At 55.3% G+C, this 20,189-nt stretch carries 11 protein-coding genes; 2 read left to right on the top strand and 9 right to left on the bottom strand.

The annotated features are described in order from the left end of the window. Positions 1-24: 24 nt before the first annotated feature. The 7 genes from OHJ21_RS22020 to OHJ21_RS21990 all read right to left on the bottom strand — a co-directional run bounded on the left by OHJ21_RS22020 (position 25) and on the right by OHJ21_RS21990 (position 14,259). Positions 25-3,858, bottom strand: a complete 3,834-nt coding sequence (locus OHJ21_RS22020) for a DUF5722 domain-containing protein (protein WP_486021309.1) — start codon at positions 3,856-3,858, stop codon at positions 25-27. A 108-nt stretch (positions 3,859-3,966) separates the two neighbouring features. Next, entirely contained in the window at positions 3,967-6,390 is a 2,424-nt protein-coding gene (locus OHJ21_RS22015; protein ID WP_486021144.1) for an alpha-L-rhamnosidase-related protein, read from the bottom strand. Next, positions 6,390-8,534: an alpha-L-rhamnosidase C-terminal domain-containing protein gene (locus OHJ21_RS22010; RefSeq protein WP_486021143.1), complete on the bottom strand. Its 2,145-nt coding sequence runs from the start codon at positions 8,532-8,534 to the stop codon at positions 6,390-6,392. Before OHJ21_RS22010 ends, OHJ21_RS22015 begins: the two co-directional genes overlap by 1 nt. A 27-nt stretch (positions 8,535-8,561) precedes the next feature. Then, complete coding sequence (locus OHJ21_RS22005; RefSeq protein ID WP_486021142.1) at positions 8,562-9,392, bottom strand: carbohydrate ABC transporter permease; 831 nt, start codon at positions 9,390-9,392, stop codon at positions 8,562-8,564. A 12-nt stretch (positions 9,393-9,404) separates the two neighbouring features. Further along, positions 9,405-11,318 (bottom strand): ABC transporter permease subunit, encoded by a 1,914-nt coding sequence (locus OHJ21_RS22000; RefSeq protein ID WP_486021141.1) that lies wholly within the window; start codon positions 11,316-11,318, stop codon positions 9,405-9,407. Between the two features lie 98 nt (positions 11,319-11,416). Next, positions 11,417-13,087 (bottom strand): ABC transporter substrate-binding protein, encoded by a 1,671-nt coding sequence (locus OHJ21_RS21995; RefSeq protein ID WP_486021140.1) that lies wholly within the window; start codon positions 13,085-13,087, stop codon positions 11,417-11,419. Between the two features lie 158 nt (positions 13,088-13,245). After that, complete coding sequence (locus OHJ21_RS21990) at positions 13,246-14,259, bottom strand: LacI family DNA-binding transcriptional regulator (protein ID WP_009593909.1); 1,014 nt, start codon at positions 14,257-14,259, stop codon at positions 13,246-13,248. A gap of 439 nt (positions 14,260-14,698) precedes the next feature. On the opposite strand from OHJ21_RS21990, the gene OHJ21_RS21985 reads away from it, so the two are divergent. Beyond that, entirely contained in the window at positions 14,699-16,615 is a 1,917-nt protein-coding gene (locus OHJ21_RS21985; protein WP_486021139.1) for a family 20 glycosylhydrolase, read from the top strand. A gap of 117 nt (positions 16,616-16,732) precedes the next feature. On the opposite strand, the gene OHJ21_RS21980 is transcribed toward OHJ21_RS21985, so the two are convergent. Further along, complete coding sequence (locus OHJ21_RS21980) at positions 16,733-18,052, bottom strand: sulfatase-like hydrolase/transferase (protein ID WP_486021138.1); 1,320 nt, start codon at positions 18,050-18,052, stop codon at positions 16,733-16,735. A gap of 155 nt (positions 18,053-18,207) precedes the next feature. On the opposite strand from OHJ21_RS21980, the gene OHJ21_RS21975 reads away from it, so the two are divergent. After that, positions 18,208-19,083: an AraC family transcriptional regulator gene (locus OHJ21_RS21975; RefSeq protein WP_486021137.1), complete on the top strand. Its 876-nt coding sequence runs from the start codon at positions 18,208-18,210 to the stop codon at positions 19,081-19,083. 136 nt (positions 19,084-19,219) lie between these two features. On the opposite strand, the gene OHJ21_RS21970 is transcribed toward OHJ21_RS21975, so the two are convergent. Further along, positions 19,220-20,137, bottom strand: coding sequence for a hypothetical protein (locus tag OHJ21_RS21970; protein ID WP_243390900.1), 918 nt, complete (start codon positions 20,135-20,137; stop codon positions 19,220-19,222). Positions 20,138-20,189: the final 52 nt, after the last annotated feature.

The raw sequence follows: 20,189 nt of genomic DNA, 5'->3' as shown, positions 1-20,189 counted from the left end.
CTATCGGGCGTTAGAATCCATCCATCATGGATTCGATTGATCATGCGGCACGTTCACCTGGGCCACGGCTGCGGTTTCATTGCCGGCTTGATCCGTGACCGTATAAGTGATCGTGTAGATCCTGCCGAAGCCTGCACCCGATCTTGACGCGCGCAAGCTGAACGAGGTATCCATCGTGCCCAGCTCCGCACCCTGAATATCCTCCGCTTGCAGCTCCTCATTACTTGTAATGGAGGACAGCACGACGGAACCGATATCCGAGCCCGAATCGCTGGCGTCGACGGAAGCCGTGACCTGGACCAGCCTCTGGTTAGGCGGCCACAACTTGACCGGGTCCGCCGTTACGGTCGCCACGGGCGCAGTCTGATCGATCTTCAAGGTCAACGACTTGATGGAGCCCGGTTCCCCGGCTGGACTCATCGTCCGATAGTCCAGCTCATGAATCCCGTCCGTATCCATGATCATTTCGGAACCGTACGTCTGCCATTCTCCGTCATTCACGCGAAACTGAATGTCGTAGCCGTCCGGCAAGCCATTGGCTGCGCCAAGCTTCACGGTTACCGGGCTTCGGTACCAGCCGTCGTTGCCATCCGGCTGCTCCGGCGTCAAAGCGGCGGTAAGCTCTGCCGCCTCCATGCCGTCGGCCAAACCGATGCCGTCCACATGGAAATATCCTCCTTGCCAATGTACCCGGCTTGCCGGCACAAGCCCGATTTTAATTTTGGTGATCCGGTCCTTATACGCCCAATCTCCTAAGTTAACCGCCAGGTTGCTCCACTGCTTCGGCGGAACATTCCCCTCTGCTTCCAGCACATGCTGATCGCTGTACACCTTTACCCGAACGGTATAGGATTCGGACGCTGGTCCGCTCGAAGGATTGATGCCAAAGAACAGGTAGGGTTTGCCCTCGGCATTCAGTGGCTCGTCGAACCGCTTGGCGATGCCTTTGCTGTCGCCCAGCTGCTCTCTGGTCATCACCGTGGCCTTGAGCGTTTGACTCCCGCTCCAGATGATGGAAGCATCGGTTTCGACGCCGGATACATACTCTGCATGGGTCCAGCCCTCATCGCCGTTCTCAAAATCAAACAGCATTTCCGCGCCCTCCAGCTGCTCCGGCGAAAGGACAGCCGCTGGCGCCGTATCCGGTATCTCCCGCCGAGCAAGCATGCCGGCATCGAAGGATGGCGCGATATCCTGCCAGTCGGCGATGCCAATGATCGGCTTCGCGAATTCCGTCACCTCCAGCGAACGTTCCGTATCGATATACTTAAAGACATCATACACCAGCTTGTGCTCCGCAGGGATGCTGGCGCCCCTGCTCGTATCCGGATCATGCGTCCACAATCCGAGATTCAAGCCGTACTCTTCGGCATGGTCCACATGCCGGTGCAGAATGAAGGAGTCGATGCCGTCCAGGAAGTCCGTAATGTAATAAGCATACGCATAGGCTGCCGCCTGCAGCTGCTGGCCTTCCGGCGAATTGTCGCCGCTGTGGAAGCCCTGCTCCGACAGGATAATCCGGCGCGCCTCATCGCCGTACATGAACTTTGGCTGCTTCATGTAATCAACGAGGACGTGCAGGTTTTTAAACGTGATTTTCGGCGTATCAAACTGCTCGAGGGACTGCGGCGCAACCCAAGCTCTTGGATCGAACAGATTTTCCGGATAAGGATGATAAGCGATATGCCATGGAATATCTCCCTCTGCGTCGATCTCCGCCTGAAGCGTATCGATGATCGATCGGCCGTCGAACGAGCCGATCTGCGTGGACGGCAGCTGCTGATCCCAGTTATGCGTCAGCGAAATATACACTCTGGCGTTGCTGTAAAAGCTTTTTACGACGGTATTCGTTATTCTTACGGTCCGGGCATAGTCCTGAACGAATTCCCTGACCGTTTTATCGTTGCCCATATTGTACCAGGTCTCCCCGGCGTCCACCTCGTTGCCAACGATGTAATTGACGGCTCTGCCGTATTTCTCGTCCTCGCGCGAGTAGCGCTCCGCTAGGAAAGCGGTGATGGCTTTATAATACTTCGTCCCTAGCTCATCCGTTGTGTTAAATGCATAGACGATGCCTTCCGTGGCATCCGGATGGAGCAAATACCGGTTAGGCGTTGTATCGTCCATTCCCCCCTTATACATGAGGAGGATCAGGGATACCGTCACTCCGTTATCGGACAAACTCTTGATGGAATTATCCCGCTCCTCGATCCAATCCTTCTTGAAGTAGAAGGTCTCCCCTTCGTAGGAATATTCGAACGTATTGGCCGGATTGACGCTCCCGTTCATGTACAGGGCATTATTGTAATCCACGTTCAACGCGGCATGGCTGATGCCGAGGTCCTCCGCATCGCCGACCATCTGCACCTGCAGCCCCTTCTTGCTCTTCGCCACTGGGAACGGATACGTATTCGGCGCAAGTATCTCGGGATTGCTTACGTATTTGGCGTGGTCCACGAACTCCAGCGATCCGTCCGGAAGCCTGGCCGCGACCGCGAATTTGGACTGCAGCCGGTTGCGTCCCTCTTCTCCTCCCAGATCCGGCTCAAACATAAATTGATCTTGAATCCCTTGCTCGGCAATCGGTTCTCTGTTCGCCAGATCCCTTTCCGATTCATAAGGCTGCAGCTCAAATAACTGAAGTACTCCGCCTTCAAAATTCTCCGCTTCCCCTGGCTTTAATGCTCCCTCGATCACGATCCGATCTCGGGAAGCCGCGATCTCATGTTTCGTAAGCTCACCGGGAAAAACCTCGATCGGCGCCAGCTGTTTGAACCGGATCTGATCGATGCCGATTTCTCCCGTGCTTGCCCCTCCGCCGCTCAGGAACGTCAACCGGAACTGCTTCAGGCTGCCGCTCCACTCCGGATGCAGCGACAGATTAAATTCCTGTTCAACGGACTGGCTGTTATCCGCTTCGATGTCGAACACCTCCGACTTCGTTTCATCCCAATCGGGGCTTTCCTCCGTAATCCATTCGACTTTCACTTTGCTGAATGGCGACTCGTTCCTCCATTTGACGCTTAATGTATTGTAATGATCGATATCCTGGATGATCACCGGAGATTGCAATACGGGAGCGGCACCCGCCGGTGCCAATCGGAGCTCTCCGCCGGCTGCGTCCACCTCGGCGCCTTGGGCGGTAAACCCTTCCGTTTCCCCGTCCACGTTAAAATCCATGCCGATGGCGTTCGAGCCGCTGAGATAATCGATCTGGTAATTGCCGCCCCAGAATTCGTATCCCGGATCGCCCGGCTTCAGTCCGCCGTGATCGAAGTTGAGCATGAACGCGAATTCGATCTTGGTGACGTGGTCCCGCTGGGCCCAATCCTTGACGGACACCGCCACTTTGCTCCAGCTGTTCGGATTGATTTGGGCAATGCTCTCATAGGAATCTTCGCCGCTGAACAGGGTAACCTTGATCAGATAGTCCTCCGTCTGCCACCCGTAGCAATTGGCCGCAAACGTCAGATAGTTCACGTCCGACAAGTCGAGCGGCTGATCGAAATCCCTGGATACCGTTCTCCATTCATAAGCCTTGACTTCATCCGACCATACCTCGAGCACATGGCTTCCCTCATATGGAGAATTCGGGCCGTTGGCATAACGGTCGGCGTAGGTGACTTTCTCCGCCCCCGCTCCGCTGGTCCATTTTCCCGGCTGGTTTACCGCATCGGGCTCGTTAAAATCGTCAATGACAATCGAAGGCGTGTAACCCGTCACGTTCAGCACATGGGGAGATGCCTTTAAATCCGGATCATACGTGCCCGCAAACACGATCCCGGCGGGATACGCTTGCAGGGTGAGGGCCAGCAGGACGGAATACACCAGCAGCGTCTTAAGCCTCTTCAACTTCATCAAGCTTGTTCCTCCTCAAAATGGATTCTGATGATACGTTTGCCGCAGTTCGACGCCATTCACCCCCTTTCCAAACCGAATATTCGCTCAGCACCAAGCCGGTATGCCTTAATCTCTGATTTTCAGCACAAGCTCCGTCCCGTCGATTGCTTTCACGGTAATCCCCTTCGGAATCGTCAGCTCGTATTTCAGGTTTCCTCCTCCCTTCTCTCCCTCTTCCCTCTTCCAGTTGGCTTCCATCATCCCAAAGCGCGTCGGCACAGCGCCTTCCGCCCAATCGAGATCACCGGCATGCGGGGCAAGATACACCTCCCCATCGCCGAGTCTGCTTAAATCAAGGCCCAACACGGATTGCGTCAAAATATAACTCGGCGATGCACCCCAGCCGTGGCTAAAGCTCACGGGAATATGATCAATCAAATAGGTCGGCGTATTGCCTTGATAAGCGCTCGGCACGGTACAGGCCGGCGTTGAAGGATCAAACGTCTCCCACCAGGTCGTCGCTCCCCGGTCCAGCATGCCACCCCAATAGCTTCTAATGATCTCCAAAGCGCGTTCTACGCGCCCCCTGCTCATCAGCGTCTCCAGAACCACATGATAGAAAAAAGCGCCTTTTAACGGCGGCAGCTTTCCGCCGTCGTACCATTCGTCGAGGAAGCGGTCCTCTTCCGCCGGGTCCATCAGGCCGGACCATATCGCCGCAAAATTGGTCTGAGCCGTGATCTGCTTCGATAATCCGTCCGGTCCGATGCAATCCGCAAATACGATCTCGCCAGGGGGCCGCATCTGCTCCCTTATGGCAGCGCGAAGCCGGACCGCCTGGTCTTTCCACTGCCCTGCCATCTCGCCGCGCCCAATCGCTTGCGCCAGCTCCGCCGCCAACCCGAGCGCCTTGTGATAGAAGCAGGAGACGGCCGTCACCCGGTCGCGCCGGTCGATGTAATCGGCCCAGTCGATAAAGCACCACCAGCCAGGCCGGTCGGCGCCGGCAAACAGGCCATCCCGATCCTCCTGCAGCGCGAACCACGCCATCAACCGTGTAATGGCCGGCCAGATTTCTTCCAGGAAATCGCGGTCCTTCGTATACAGCCAGTGGGCATGCACGCCGAACAACCAATGCGCGCAGAAATCGGGCAGCAGGAACGAGTTTCGTTCCGGGCCGGTACCGGGTATGGAGCCGTCGTCATTCTGAATCCGCGCCCCTTGCAGGAGACATTTGCGCAGCAGCCGATCCTCGCCGAACGCGTGGTAGATGACTTTGCCCATGACCACGGCATCGGCTACCCAGAGCGCCTTCTCGCGCAGCGGGCAATCCTCCAGATGGTCCTGGCTGTTCACCAGCGTTGTATACGCCCCGACCTCCCAGATCCGGTTCAGACGATCATCGCTGCAGCGAAAAAAGCCGGATTCGTCAAACGGATAATGGACGGATTCGACGCCGAAGCGCGATATCGTCAGCGCGGCCGGCGTCGCCTGTGCCGTAACCTGAAGGAAACGGAAAGCCCGGCGGCCAAAGGGCTTCAGCCGATTTCGCCCTTTGCGCAGGATGAAGGTATCGTACAATTGCAGCTCCAGCGATTCGCCGTACGACAGCTGGATCACGCCGCCCTCGGGTGCGTCCAGCTCCAGCTCGGGATACCCCACGATTTCGCTGGCAAAGTCATATACAACACCCGGCAGCGAGCCGGGCATACTGGCATCAAGCGTCCAGCTCGTTGTACCTGCCGCTAACCGACCTGGATCTCTTTCTGTTTCCGCCGAGTCCTCTTGCAAGCCAAACGCTTCATGACCCGGAGAGGTATGCTCCAGCGAACCGAACGCTTCCGAGCTGCCCCCACGATTCCGAAGCATGCCGGACTCCCCCAGGCTGACGCCGAAATTGGCGTCAGTTCGCACGATCGCTGCCGGACTGACCCACTCCCTGTGCAGCGGAGGAATCTCCCGCGGAAGCAGTCGCGGCCATGGCGAATCCGGATCCAATGCTTTGGCGATAACCACCGCCCCGCTCCAGGAGGAATCGTCATAAGCGGATTCCTCCCATCCGTCCTCCTGATCAGCGAGATAAATTTCGCGGAATCCGTTCCATTGATGCTGGCGCGACACCTGGGCCATCCATCTTGGCGATCGCCGGACCTTCCATTCCGCATCCGTGGCGGCCACGCAGAACACTCCGTTTCCGCGCTCGATATCAAGCTCGGCAATCAAGCCCCCCGGCCCTTGCATCTGGCCTGTCACGATATCGGTCGAACCGAAATTGTAAGCGACGATGGCCAGCACATTCCTACCCTCCGCCAGCAGCGGGGTCACATCAATCTCGTCGTAATATTTCCACTGCTGATCGGCAGGTGTTGGGCCCCTTCCGACCACGGCTCCATTGACATAGAGCAAGTACTCTTGGTTGGCCGACACGTACAATCGGCCCGCCATCGGCGCTTCCTGCAAGTCAAAGCTCCTTCTCGCTTCCAGATATACGTTGGCCGAATCGGGCGGTAAATCCCCCCATATCCAGCTCGCCTGCCAGTGTTCTTTCATCATGCCCTCCCTGCCAGCTCGGCTTCTCCAATGCGAGCTGATTTGATCATGCGCCCATCCTCCAGCTTCCATTCCACCTTAATCAAGCCCTTGGGACTTGGAATCACGCCCCGTGCAGCCGTTAGCCCCCCGATGGCATGAGGCTCGAAAGCGATGCGGGCATAACCGGGCTCAAGTGCGCGAATCCCAAGGACATACCTAGCAATCCAGACCACCGGCGTGCTCGACCAGCTGTGGCACAGGCTCATCCGGTAGGAATCATACGCGGTATACGTGGTCAAGTCATGATGGATATCGCTGCTCGGCGTCAGCCTGATCCCCTCCCAGAAGGTGGTTGCTCCCGCATCCAGCATCGTTCCCCAGACCGTAGCGATAACATCCCACGCCCGTTCGTGCATGCCGTACTCCGAGTAGCATTCCGCCAGCCAGTAGGCGGACAATGGCGTGAGCGGGTCCCTCAGCCGATAGTCGAGGAGAAATCTGCGTGCGCTATCTTCTTCCACATACCCGCTCTTAATGCCGATGACCGAGGTGAGCAGCGCGTACGATGGTCCAATGAACTGCTCCTCCTTAAGCTCTGCCTGCGGTTCATCCCAATGGAGCCCGAGCTCCGGCATGTAATCCGCCAGCTGTTTCATTTGACTCTTCGTCATGCCGTAAATCGCGTTCAGGCACGCCCACGATTCAGACGTCCCCATGGGCGACCATTCGATGAAGGAATGTTCCTCTCTGGCATCCGGCATAAAAATCCCGCTGGACGGTTCCGTATTCGCCTTCACCCAAGCGATATGCCGCTGCAGATCCTCCCGGATTTCCCATACGAATTCGCGGTCTCCCGTCTCGAAGAAGTAATCCCATATGCTGCTGAGCCACCACAGCGTATAGGAAGGGAGATTGTTCATCCAATAGCCGTAAGGGGTCCGCCCCAGCTCCCGGAGCGATCGCTTCAATACCGAATAATCGTCCCAGAGCGAGTATTCGGTTTTGGCGGCCAGATAAATATCGTAAGCCCAATTGAGGCGGTCCCGCTTGATGCCGTCCCACAATCCGATTTGATGGCAGACCCGGCTGGTATGCACCGACACGTCATAGATTCGCTGCAGAAGGTCGTGATCCGTCTGCAATTGTCCCGCCTGATTAAGCTCAGCACCGGCTGCCTCCAACCGGAGCTCGATATGGAATTCCCCTCCATCGTCATCGCTTACGTAAATTTGCACGTACCGCATGCCCTGGGGATTCGTTGCCGACAGGCTTCCCGGCGGAATCGCCAACCACTCCGTCATGCATCCGTCATAATGCCGCAGCTCCTGCAAGGATTCAGCGCCATTCCACAGCAAACCGATCTCGGAATCGCCGTGGTTGCTCACCTGCATCCGCACATTGAGCTCATGGGGCAATTCCAGCAGCAGCTCCGGCATCCGGCTCAAATCCAGTTCTTTCTGCTGTGTCCTACGTTCCTTCCATTCCCCCTGCTTCAGAAGATGATAAAAAATATGCCGTTCATTCCGGGACTCCACTTCGTCCAGGACGATTCGCCCTCCGGCCGTTCCTTTCATCTGAATTACACCATCTATGCCGCTGACCGCGTCCACTCCAGCTGCGGAAATGACTCTTATGCCTTGAACAGGCTCGACCACGATATCGCCGTATCCTCCGGCAATAAACCAAGGAGGCGCATGATCCAGGTCTCCAAAAGGCTCCTCGCCCCAAACGCATACCACCTCCGCCGGGCCGTCCCCGGTCTCCCAGGTAGCATCCGTTGCCAGCCACAAGCCTTCGCTTCCGCTCAAGTAGGCGATACATCCCACCGAGCGGTCAAACAGATGCATATTGATGGGATGCATCGGCATCGGCTCCGTATTTCGGAGCTCGATTCGGATTGTATAGGCTCCAGGCTCCAAACCGCCAGGGAGCCCCTCGACCGCATAAAATGCGGACGTATGCCTGGCATGCTCCGGGAAATGGCCGATCACGGCATCGTTCAGCCTGATCTCGGCTTCTCCCGTACAGGCGATTCTCATCTCAAGCTGCTCCACCGCGGCATGCAGGACAAAGGATTTTTCCAGTACAACTTGCCGCCGGCCCGCACGTTCCCGATGCCAGATCCAGCTGGGTATCTTCTCCGCTTGTCTGTGTATATTCATCCATCTCTCTCCATTTGGTCCGTCGTTTTATATTTTTAAAGCCCCTTGCGTAACGCCCTGGATGTAATACTTCATCCCGAAGCTGAACAGCAGCACCAGCGGAATCGCCGATATGATGTAAGCCGCGAATTCCACGCCCATGTTGGAGATGCCGAACTGGTTCGTGAATTGCGTAAGCCCGACGCCAATCATCTGAATGCTGTTCGATTTAATGGTCAAGAGCGGCCAGATGTAATCGTTATAGATCCCGACCGACTGCATGATCATCAAGGTCATGAGAACGGGAACGGACAGAGGCAGCACCATTCTCGTGAACACCACGAACTCTCCCGCACCGTCGATTTTGGCGGCATCAAACAGCTCGTTGGAAATGCCCGCCATAAAGCTCCTGCACAAAAACGTGCCAAAAATCTGTCCGCCCGCGGCCGCGCTGATAATGATGACCCACGGCGTATTTACCAGCCCCAGATTCGCATATAGCACGTAAGACGGGATCAGCGTCATGACGCCCGGTATCATCATGATGGCCAGCATCAGCATGAACAGCACCTCCTTGCCGAGAAAGTCCTTCTTGGCAAAGGTATAGCCCGCAACGGCGGACAGGGCCACGACCAGGGTGCCGCCTACCGCCGCATACAGCACCGTATTCAAGGTGTACCGCCAGATCGCTGCGAAGGCTTCCGCATAATTCACGGTCTGCGCCGGGATCGGCAGCGTCCAGATGCCCCCCAGAATCTGCGCGTTATTTTTAAAAGATGAAATCAGGGTGAAGGCGATGGGGGCGAGGGTCAACGCAACAAAAACGATAAGCAGCACATAGAGCGCCGACTGCCGAACGAGTCTTGCCTTTGCATTCATGCCGTTCCCCTCCTAATCCGTATTGGTTTTGATGAATTTCATATTGATGACCGTAATCACCATAATGATGGCGAACATGCTGACGCCAAGCGCCGACGCATATCCCAGGTCATTGAATTTCGTCGCGGCAAAATACATCTGCAGCGCCGGCACATAGGTCGAGTCGGCAGGCCCCCCGCCGGTCACGATCAGGATGGAGCCGAAGTCCTGAATGATGCCGATCAGCGCCAGCACGATCAGCAGCTTGAATTGCCCTGCCAGCAGCGGCAGGTGAATCGCCCGGATAATGCGAAAAGATTTGGCGCCGTCGATTCTCGCCGCTTCGATCACTTCTTCCGGAATGGCAATCAGCCCCGAGTACATCACCAGCAGCTGCAGGATGCCGACGAACGGGAAGCCCATCATAATGATGGCCCACAGCGCCGTATTCGGGTCTCCCAGCCAAGGATGGCTTAGCGAGCCAAGTCCGATCATGCGCAGCAGCTGGTTCACCAGGCCGATGTTCGGATCGTACATGTCCTGCCAGACCAGCAGCATGCCGACGGATGGAATGACCATGGAAATGACGAAAAACGTGCGGAATACATACTGGGACCTTTTGCTTCTCAGATGATAGATCAGCTCCGCCACGATCAGCGGGGGAATAAGGGCCTTGAACAATCCGGTGACGATGAGGATGAGCAGATTGCCCACGCCTTTGGTGACGTACGGATCATTCGCCATGCGCCTGAAATTGTCCAGCCCGATAAACTCGCTTCTTGCCCCGGGATTCCAGTCGTACAAGGAATGAATCAAGCCGGAGAACGCCGGGATATACAGGAATATGATAAGGAGCGTAAAGCTGGGGAGCAGCATGGCATACGCCAGTTTGCTCTTCCACAACCGGTGAAGAATGTACGGCTTCTTACGCCACAGCCAGAAGAATAACAATGCCGTCAACAAAACAAATACGATCACGGCCGCCACCTGCACCACGGTTTTAACCATCGCCGCCTGCTTGCCTTGCTCCAGTACGGCGCCGACTTCATATTGGAAGACGGCTCCTTTGTCCGAGCCTGCGAAGAGCCGCGTGCCGTCTTTGCTGAACCGGATTTGCTGGCCGGCTCCGGCCTCCTTCGTGCTCCATAACAATTCGCCGCCTTGATTGGCCACGTAATAATTGCCCGAGTAATCCGCTACCGCGATAAACTCCCCGTCATGGGTTACATGAACGGAGGTCACTTTATCCTTGGTCAACAATTCGCCAAGCCTGCTGCCCTCCGCCGAATAGAGGACCGCTTTATTGCTGGACGTTCCGACCACCATCGTTCCGTTATCCGCAACGGAAGCATGAAGAATGTCGCCCTCCAGCGGCGTCTGGAATTGCAGCTCGCCGGCAGGATTGAACAAATAGGCGTACTGGTTCGCGGCCCCGGCTGCCAGCCATTGCCCGTTCGGGGATACCGCGGCGCTCTTCACCGCGATGCCGATCGGAATTTCACCCAGCGTCTGTCCTTGTTCATCCAGCACATGCACCAAACTTTCGTTATGCAGCGTCACGATAGCCAGCTTGCCGTCGGGCGTTGCCGACAGATTCTTGATCATTTTCTTGAAATCCCGCTTCCACAGCTCCTTGCCGTCAGCGCTCAGCATATAGAGATGCCGGTCATCGGAAGAGACGAGCATGCGGCCGTCATTCAGGAGGGCGACACCGGTCACGACGTTGTTTGCCATGAATTCGAATCGCTGGGTGCCGTCGCGCTGAAGAAGAATGGCACTCGCATTCTGCGTACCGACTGCCACCAGCTCGCCGTCTTCCGATATGGACAAGGCTTTGATCGTAAGACCCTGCTCCATCGTCCAGATCGGCTCAGAGGCATGGATCGGCTGGGCAAATAGAAATAGCAGCAGCGAAGCCAGCAGGCAGGAATATATTGTTCTTATCACCTTCGTGTTCACACTCCCTTCCATGCCAAATGAACCCGCAGGACTCCACTGATGAAGGCGAAGTCCTGCGCCTTACAGCCTTTTACAGCCTTCTAATGCTATTGTCTGACAGGCGGCTGACGCTCCGGATTCTCGATATCGGAGAGTTCTTTTTTGCGTTCCTTGAGCATGGCTTCGAATTTGGCGTCAATATCCGCCTGGTACTGCTTCAGCAGCTGATCCACGTCGATTTCATTGTTGAAGTATTTGGAGATCAGGCCGATATAGCTCTGCACGGACGGTTGGTAATCATGGAGACCGCGGGCCAGCACGTTGCCCGGGCTGTTCAGCCCTTCCGTATTCCCGATTGCGTCAAACGATTCGAACGTCTTCTTCATTTCTTCCGGCAGCTCGATGTCGTTAAGCAACGGCGCGCCGTTCAAGGAGGCATCCTTGGAATTCTGGACGGCTTCCAGGTACACCTTATACCCTTCCGGGCTGGTCAAATACATCATGAAATCCACGTTCAGGGCCGTTTGCTCCGCATTCTTCTTCACGAAGCCGTAGAAGCCGGTGTAGATGTGAATCGTTCTCGCCGGAGCCTGGACCAGCTCCCCTTCCATGGAAGGCATATTAAAGAATCCGAAGTCGAAGGATTTCACGCCGCCGCTCTCTCCCGTTTTTTCCGCATCGGCAAAATCCTTCGGAAGCTGCCAATAGGAGGACGGAAGCGCGACCATGGTTGCGGCCTTGCCTGTCAGGAAGAGCTTGTAGGCCTGCTCCTCGGACATGCCCATAAAACCGTCCGGCGCGTAACCGAACAAGGTTTTCAGATTTGTCATGACTTCGCGCCACGCCGGATTGCCCTCGACTTTATACGGGCCGACTTTGTTCTTAATGGCCTGGTACATCCGCAGCTCGTTCGTCGATACTTTGGAACGGGAATCGTTGTACGGGTCGCTCAAGTCGAACTTCCAGTTGTCGTCGATGTTTGGCATGTACGTATAATCTTCCGGCTTTGACTTAATCAGCTCCACGTAATCACGGAAGTACTGGTCCGGATAAATGCGCATGAGCCAGCCCGCCTGACCGCTCCACAGGGAGAGCGCGTTGCCGCCGATCGTGAACGGGATATAACCCGCCGCCTTCAGTTTGTCGTAGGTCGCGATGAGTTCATCGAATGTTTTAGGGGTATCGGTAATCCCCGCCTTCTCGAACATCTCTTTGTTGTACATCCAGAGGATTTGAACCGATTCAAAGTTAAGCGCTTGCAAAGTTTGCAGGTTAGGATCATCCAGATTGACGCCCATGCCGTCCAGGTTGAAGCTTTCCTTCCAGAGCTTTCCGGTGTAGGGGTTCTCCGTCTCCAGCCAAGGCTTGAAGTCCACGAATTTCTGGTCCTCGTTCAGGTCGCTGTTTTCATTCGTGTTCACAAAATCGGCCTCCGGCTCTCCGGCGGCAAACTGGGCCTGCAGCCATTCGCGGTAACCCTCGGCCGGCTTAATATCCACGACGACTTTGACGTCCGGATGCTTAGCCATGTAGGCGTCGGCTACCTTGCCCCATACCTCGGCTGAGGCACCGCGCAAGGATATTTGGATCGTGCCGCTTTTTGGTTTATCTGTATCTTCTCCGGCTGGTTCGGCTGGTGTTTTGTTATCCGTTGGGGTAGGCTGTTCGGATGGTGACGGGCTAGCGGTATTGGGTCCGCTGCTGGTACAGCCCGCTGCGATGATGATCATTAGTGAGGATATCAAAATGAGGCTTACGATTTTTCTAAAATGGATCATGACGTTCACTCCCCTAAGCGTTTAATGAATTCGCTTACATTTATGTGAAGTCTTAGATGTCTAAATTGGACCCGCATCACTCCCTTCAAGGTTAACAGGGTGCAAAAACGTTTTTGCACCCTTCAAAAAAAAGAATCGTCCAACGAAAATATCCGTTTTCAGGTCGATTCTCTTTCAATGACGGTACACGGCAAAACGATCGTCTGAATATCGTCAAAACGAATTTCGCCGTCAATCAGCTGCATTAACAGCTTCGCTGCTTCCAGGCCCATCTGCCGCATCGGCAGCTCAATCGATGTAATGGATGGCCGGGCCAACTGGGACACAGCCGTGTTATCGAATCCGATCACCGCCAGGTCCTCCGGCACCTTGTAACCCAGTTCCTGAGCCTTCTCGACGACGCGGGAAGCGACCACGTCGCGTCCGGCGATGATGGCGGTAGGACGCTCGACTCGGTTCAACAGCTTCTCCGTTTCCGTATACCCACTGTCTTCTTCGAAGGAACCGATCTCAACCAACCGCTCGTCGAACCCGTCGCCTAATTCCTCCATGGCCTGGCGGTAGCCGTTATACCGGTCCAGCGAGGCATCCACTTCCAGCGAGCATGGGGTGATGAGCGCAATCCGGCGATGACCCTTGCCGATCAGATATTTAACGGCTTCATAGGCGCCTTGCTCATTATCCGCATTGACGCTGTGACACACCCCGGGCATCGTCGGCCTCCCGAGCAGGACGAAAGGAAACCGGTTCTTGATCAGCTCCCCATACGGCTGGTTAATGGCCGCCCCCATCAGGATCAGCCCATCCGCCGATTGCTTGCGGTAGACGTCCAGCAGGTGATCCGCCAATTTATTCGTACTCGGCTTCTGAAAAGACAGCAGCAAATCGTAATTGTTGTCTCCCGTCGCCTCCCCAAGCCCCTTGACGACGTCGAGGAGAATGGTATTCTCCAAACCGTCCACCGTATCCTCGACCACCAGGCCGATGTTGTTCGTCTTCTTCGTAACCAATCCGCGCGCGGACTGGTTCGGCCGGTAATTCAGCTTCTCGATTGCATCGAATATCCGCTTCTTGGTCGCTTCCGCTACATGCGCGGAGCCATTGACCGCAAACGACACGGTACAAACCGCTACGCCTGCCTCACGGGCGACGTCTTTTATGGTTGCTGCCATCCTGATCATCCTTATCCAAAATTATAGGAAAACATTTGATTAGACTATAAATGCAGGGCCTGTAAAACTGCAGAGTACAAACCACTTATGTAAACGCTATCAGATATTAGCCGATTACGGCGCTATCGCGTTGAAGAAAGAATCACCGAATGACGCAATGATTGATGTACTCATGATACAAAACGTTTTTGCAAAAACGATTTGTATATAAAATACACCGGGTTATCGGCAGTGTCAATCCTGTTTTTTTGTTCTTTTTTTATCTATTTCGTAAATGAATAGCTCGTTCACGAACCGCTGTACGTTTGAAATAGGTCGTGATAACTCCTCTAACTTTGCAAACAAAGGATTGATTTCCAGCGGCGATTCCCATAACATTAAACATTATAATGATATAATGTTTAATGTTCGCAAAATCATGGATGCAGGGGGATTTCATATGAAATTTCGTTTCGAAGGCGCTGTTTCGGATGTCATGCCAGGCATTGAGCTGCTGCTGGAGGAGCTTGGCGTCGAACTTGGGGATAACGGCATCCCCGTTGAGGCAGCCTTGTCCGATGGCGATCTGGAGGTCGGCAGGGACCGAGACCACGCCTATATTCGTTACGGACGAAAACATCAATTTTTCCGGGGACTCGGCTTGCTGGTTCAACATAGCCGCCAAAGCGATTCGTTCCACCTTCTCGAACGCCAGCAATTTGACCAAATTGGCCCGATGTTCGACCTGTCCCGCAACGCCGTGCTGACCGTGGACAGCTTCAAGCTCATGCTGAATAAAATAGCCCTGATGGGCATGAACAGCGTGATGCTGTACATGGAGGACACCTACCAGATCGAAGGCGAGCCGTATTTCGGTTATATGCGCGGTCGCTACACGCAGGCGGAGCTGAAAGAGATGGACGATTATGCCGACCAATTCGGCATCGAGGCTTTTCCAAGCATCCAAACCTTAGCGCACCTGGAGGAGTTTCTGAAGTGGGAGCCCATCAAGCATTACCGCGATACGAAGGGGGCCTTGCTCGTCGGCAGCGAGCAGACCGATTCCCTGATCGAACGGATGATCGAGGCCGCCAGCGCTCCGTTCCGCAGTAACAAGATTCATATCGGGATGGACGAAGCGGAGGAGCTCGGACGGGGTAAATATTTGGATCACAACGGTTATGTGAGCCGTTTCGACATTATGATCGCCCATCTGGACAAAGTCCTGGCTGCCGTCCGCAAGCGCGGCCTGAAGCCGATGATGTGGAGCGACATGTTCCTGAAGCTCGCTGCCGGCGGAGGCGGCGATGCGGCATATTACGACAAGGACACCTCGATTCCGGAGGATATGGCCCGCCGCATCCCGAAGGATGTGGATATGGTGTACTGGGACTACACCCACATGGAGCCGGCGGACTATGAGAAGCTGATCGCCAATCACCGCCCGCTGGGCTGCAACCTCGTGTTTGCCGGAGCCGTCTGGATCTTTAACACATTCGGCGTCAACTACGGGTTGTCCCTGAACGCTTCGAATGTTGCGCTTCAAGTGTGCAAGCAGGAAGGAATCCGCGAGGTATACGCCACGATGTGGGGCGACGACGGCAACGAAGGAAATCCGTTCGCGGCGCTGCTCGGTCTGCAGCTTTATGCCGAGCATGCCTACTCGGAACAGGAGCCTTCCCCGGCTCAGTTGGCGGAACGTGTGAAATTCTGTACGGGCATCGACATGGAGGCGTTCCTCCTGCTGAAGGATCTGGACGAGATTCCCGGCCAGGAGCCGAACAACGCCAAGCAGAGCAACCCGTCGAAATTTTTGCTGTATCAGGACGTGCTCCTCGGGATGTTCGACAAACAGATCGAAGGCCTGGACCTCTCGAACCACTATGCCGAGCTGGAGCAAAACCTGCGCGCGAAGCGCGATAGCGGCGCCGAGCTGGACTATCTGTTCGAGATGCCGGAGAAGCTCAGCGCCGTCCTCAAACGCAAGAGCGAAATCGGCATTCTGCTGAAGCAAGCCTATGATGCCAAGGACGCCGATACCTTAAGGCATATGGCCAAGAACGTGCTCCCTGCCATCTCCAAAGCCGTGCAAGAGCTGCGCATTGCCCACCGCACGCAGTGGCACCGGATGTTCAAGCCCTTTGGCTGGGAGGTCATCGACATCCGCTATGGCGGCGTCATCACCCGCCTGGACACCGCATCGTTCCGCATTCTGGAATACGTGGAGGGTCGGACGGCACGGATCGAGGAGCTGGAGCAGGAACGGCTGGTATTCAGCACGACCAACCGCGACAATCACAAGGGTGTCGGCTGGTGCAGCCATTATTACCGCATGGCTTCGCCGAATGTGTTCTACCATGTGCTGAATCCTTTTTAAGGGCTCCGGCTGCCCTTTAACAGCTCATACCAATCACAAAAGCATAATAAAAAGCCCCGGTTGCCGGGGCTTTTTTGCATTTATCGCTCAGGCTTAGATGGTATGCTCTATTCACGCTCAGGAGCCGTGACTTTGCACTTCCTCATACCACGCGCGCACATCCCGGCCAAGCCGCTCCACGATCTCTGGGTAACGGTCCGCCAGGTTGGAACGCTCCCCGGGATCCTTGGACAGATCGGACAGGTGAACCTGGTCCGGAACTACGCGGTCAAAATCGAGTTTCCCGTTCAGCACCAGCTTCCAATCCCCTTCCCGGACAGCCAGCTGGCCTTGATACTCCCAGAACAATTGCTTATGCGGCGACGGCTCGCCCATCCGTAACATCGCCTTCAGGCTGCTCCCATCCAGCGCAACTCCTTGAAGCGGTCCTGTCGCCGGATCGACGCCGGCCAGATCCAAAAAGGTCGGTGCGATGTCCATCATGGCCGTCACCTCATCGCGCACTTGCCCGCCTTCCCATCCGTTCGGCCAGCTCAATATGGCAGGCTCGCGGATTCCGCCTTCGAACAGGCTTGCTTTATGCCCCCTGAAGATCCCCGCGCTTCCCCCGTAATACACGTCCTCCGTTCCGTCCAGCCAGTTTCGGCTCTCGGAGGACGGTCCGTTATCGCTGGAGAAGAAAATGACCGTATCCTCGTAACAGCCGGCTTCCTTCAGCGCCTTCACGATCTCCCCGACGCCGTCGTCCACCGCGGCAATCATGGCGGCCATGACCTGCCGATCCCAAGGCAAATGCGCAAACCGGTCCATGTATTCCTGCGGGGCATGCATCGGATAGTGCGGCGCATTGTACGACGCAAACAAGAAGAACGGAGCCTCCTGCTCCCGCGACCGCTGAATGAAATCAACCGATCGTTCCGTGATCAGCTCGGTCATGTACCGGCCGTTCTCCCAAACCTCCGTTTCGTTCTCCCATAGGTCATGCAGGGGGTTGACGCCATGGGCTTGGCCCCAGTAAAAAATGTGCGAGTAAAAATCGACGCAGCCTGCCTTGAATCCGAAAAACTCATCAAACCCATGCGCATTCGGGCTGGTTTCCTCGGACAAGCCCAGATGCCATTTTCCGTACAGCGCCGTCCTGTACCCGGCAGGCTTGAGCGCCTTAGCCAACGTCACCTCGGCTGCAGGCAGCCCATGCGAACCCCGCTTCGCCCCCAGGATCTCGCCGACACCCGCTCGAGCCGGGTACCTGCCTGTCAATAAAGAAGCTCGTGACGGGGAGCAGACGGGGGAATTCGAATACCAATTCGTAAAACGAATGCCTTCATCAGCCAACCCGTCCAGGTGCGGGGTTTTCACGGTTTCCGAACCGTAGCATCCAAGATCTCCATAGCCTAAATCATCGCAATAAATCACGATAAAATTCGGTTGTTTCATATCTCCATTCACCTCTACTATGCTCGACTTGTTCCTCATCATCGTACCTTTTAGCGGACGTATACGGAATGCTCCATCCTTGCAATCGTTATACAATATGTTGCATAGTAGCAGTAACAAGTGAATTGATCGGTATAGGTGGAAGGAGTGGACACATGAGTTTAACAGTGAATCAGCGGCCATCCCGAGAAGAATACTTTAACAATCCGGCTCTCTTTGAGACACAACTGGGATTATGGATATTCAAATCCGGGTCCCACCCCTTTTTCACCGAAAAAGTCGGTCCCCGTTCGGTCGAATTTTATAGTATACATTTCGTTGCCAGCGGCAAGGTGCGGTTTGGATGGGACGGCAGCAGCGTCTCCCTCTCGGAAGGCGACCTCTTCTGCCTCTTCCCCGGCTCGGTCTATACGTATGTCAAGGACTGCGACGAGCCGTCTACCAAGATCACCTGGACGGCCTTTATGGGCGAGTTGATGCCGTCCATATTGAAGCATGTCGATTTATGTCCGGAACGGCCCTATCGACGAAATGCCTTCAGGGACGATGCCCTGGCTGTCATTAAGAACATTCAGCGATTGCTCCGGCAGCCCCAGCAGGACCATAGCCTTCAGCTGATGTCGCTGGGATTCCAGTTGATCCACAGCATCGATCCCAACCGGGACCAGCACCTTCCCGCTGCTTCGGCTGCTTCCGACTGGCTCGAGTCCGTCCCCGGATATATGGGGCTTCATTGCACGGAGAACCTGTCCGTGGAGGAGCTTGCCGCCTGGGCCGGCGTGCATCGCAGTCACTTCACCCGCGCGTTTACCCGCCGATACGGCATCTCTCCGTCCCGCTACATGCAGCAGTTGATCATGGAGAAAGCGACCCGCCTGTTATCCGCCGAGGGAACCAGCATCACGCAGACCGCTTTATCCCTGGGCTATTCGGATTTATTTACGTTCTCCCGGGCTTTTACCCGGTATTTCAGAATGACGCCGAGGGCATTCGTGAAAGCGAACCGCCCATCATCAACGGCAAGCGAATAGCAAGGAACCGCCATACGATAAACGATAAAGGGATCGCCGTTATCGACCCTACAGCAACGAAAAGAGGCCATCCGATGAGGGATAGCCTCTAGTCTTTTACATTATCTTTTTTCGTTGCGTTAAACGGTAGAACGACCTACTCCTCCATCAGCTCCCACAGCGTAGTGAACGCTTCGGCTTCCAATTGGAAGAACACCGGCGCGTTGGCATACCGCACATATTGGCCGCCCTTAAACAATCTTAATTGTACCTCTGTCCCGTCCTGCAGCTGGATATACAGAAACTTCTGCTCGCCCGAGCCGGTCTCGTAGATCCCTTGCTCAAACAAAGGTTCGGCCGCTATCGGCTTCGCTTCATATACAGCTTCAACGAAGGCTTGCACCTCCGCATCGGCGGAAAGCTCGCGCAGTTTGTTCTCGCCCATGTTCCAGCTGTCAAAATCCTGCCATTTAACCGACGTCATGTTCCCCATTAAATTCAGCTTGCCGATGATATCCTCGCCCTTGGACACCGTAATCCCGTTCAAATGCTCATACAATTCGGCATAAACTTCCCCGTCATGCTCCATGTAGGACATGATTCTAAAATCGGCGTCATATCCCTTAACCGTGAAAATATCCATTTCGCCGATCGTCGAAGCAAGCTCCGTGTAGTCATCGGAGGAACTCCATTCCGTAATCCCCGACTTCGACCGTCCGAGCTTGTCGCCCCGCAGCTGCTTGGCGATTTCCGGCGTGATTTGCGTACCGGTTTGGGTGTAGATATTGCCCTGGTATACAACCAAACCGATCATGTCGGCTTTGACGTTGCTCTCGCCCGGAAGCTCGATTTTCGGAATGGTTACCGGATCGTGGCCAACCTTCGCGGTTGGCGGGGTATTCGCCCCAGTCCCTTGTTGAACCACCGGGATATCGCTGACCGCTGGCTCGTTTTCAAGATTCAATACCAGCGAAGTCACTACCACCAGGCCCAGCATAATGGCCGCGGTGACGCCGGCGACCCCCATTCGGCTCATTCTTGTCGTTTGACGCTGATTTTGTTTCATTCCTTTCATAATCCGCTCCTCCAATCCCTTATCAGGTTCTATTCGATCTATCAATGATTTG

The sequence above is a fragment of the Virgibacillus sp. LDC1 genome (assembly GCF_025792345.1).
Lineage (GTDB): Bacteria > Bacillota > Bacilli > Paenibacillales > Paenibacillaceae > Paenibacillus_AQ > Paenibacillus_AQ lautus.
The sequence above is the reverse complement of the archived record's forward strand: the minus strand, read 5'-3'. Positions and strand labels throughout refer to the sequence as shown.

Coding starts and splice junctions, on each gene's coding strand:
- OHJ21_RS21980 (WP_486021138.1), bottom strand. CDS start 18,052: ATGAAACAACCGAATTTTATCGTGATTTATTGCGATGATTTAGGCTAT.
- OHJ21_RS22010 (WP_486021143.1), bottom strand. CDS start 8,534: ATGAATATACACAGACAAGCGGAGAAGATACCCAGCTGGATCTGGCAT.
- OHJ21_RS22015 (WP_486021144.1), bottom strand. CDS start 6,390: ATGAAAGAACACTGGCAGGCGAGCTGGATATGGGGGGATTTACCGCCC.
- OHJ21_RS21975 (WP_486021137.1), top strand. CDS start 18,208: ATGAGTTTAACAGTGAATCAGCGGCCATCCCGAGAAGAATACTTTAAC.
- OHJ21_RS21995 (WP_486021140.1), bottom strand. CDS start 13,087: ATGATCCATTTTAGAAAAATCGTAAGCCTCATTTTGATATCCTCACTA.
- OHJ21_RS22020 (WP_486021309.1), bottom strand. CDS start 3,858: ATGAAGTTGAAGAGGCTTAAGACGCTGCTGGTGTATTCCGTCCTGCTG.
- OHJ21_RS21985 (WP_486021139.1), top strand. CDS start 14,699: ATGAAATTTCGTTTCGAAGGCGCTGTTTCGGATGTCATGCCAGGCATT.
- OHJ21_RS22005 (WP_486021142.1), bottom strand. CDS start 9,392: ATGAATGCAAAGGCAAGACTCGTTCGGCAGTCGGCGCTCTATGTGCTG.
- OHJ21_RS21990 (WP_009593909.1), bottom strand. CDS start 14,259: ATGGCAGCAACCATAAAAGACGTCGCCCGTGAGGCAGGCGTAGCGGTT.
- OHJ21_RS21970 (WP_243390900.1), bottom strand. CDS start 20,137: ATGAAAGGAATGAAACAAAATCAGCGTCAAACGACAAGAATGAGCCGA.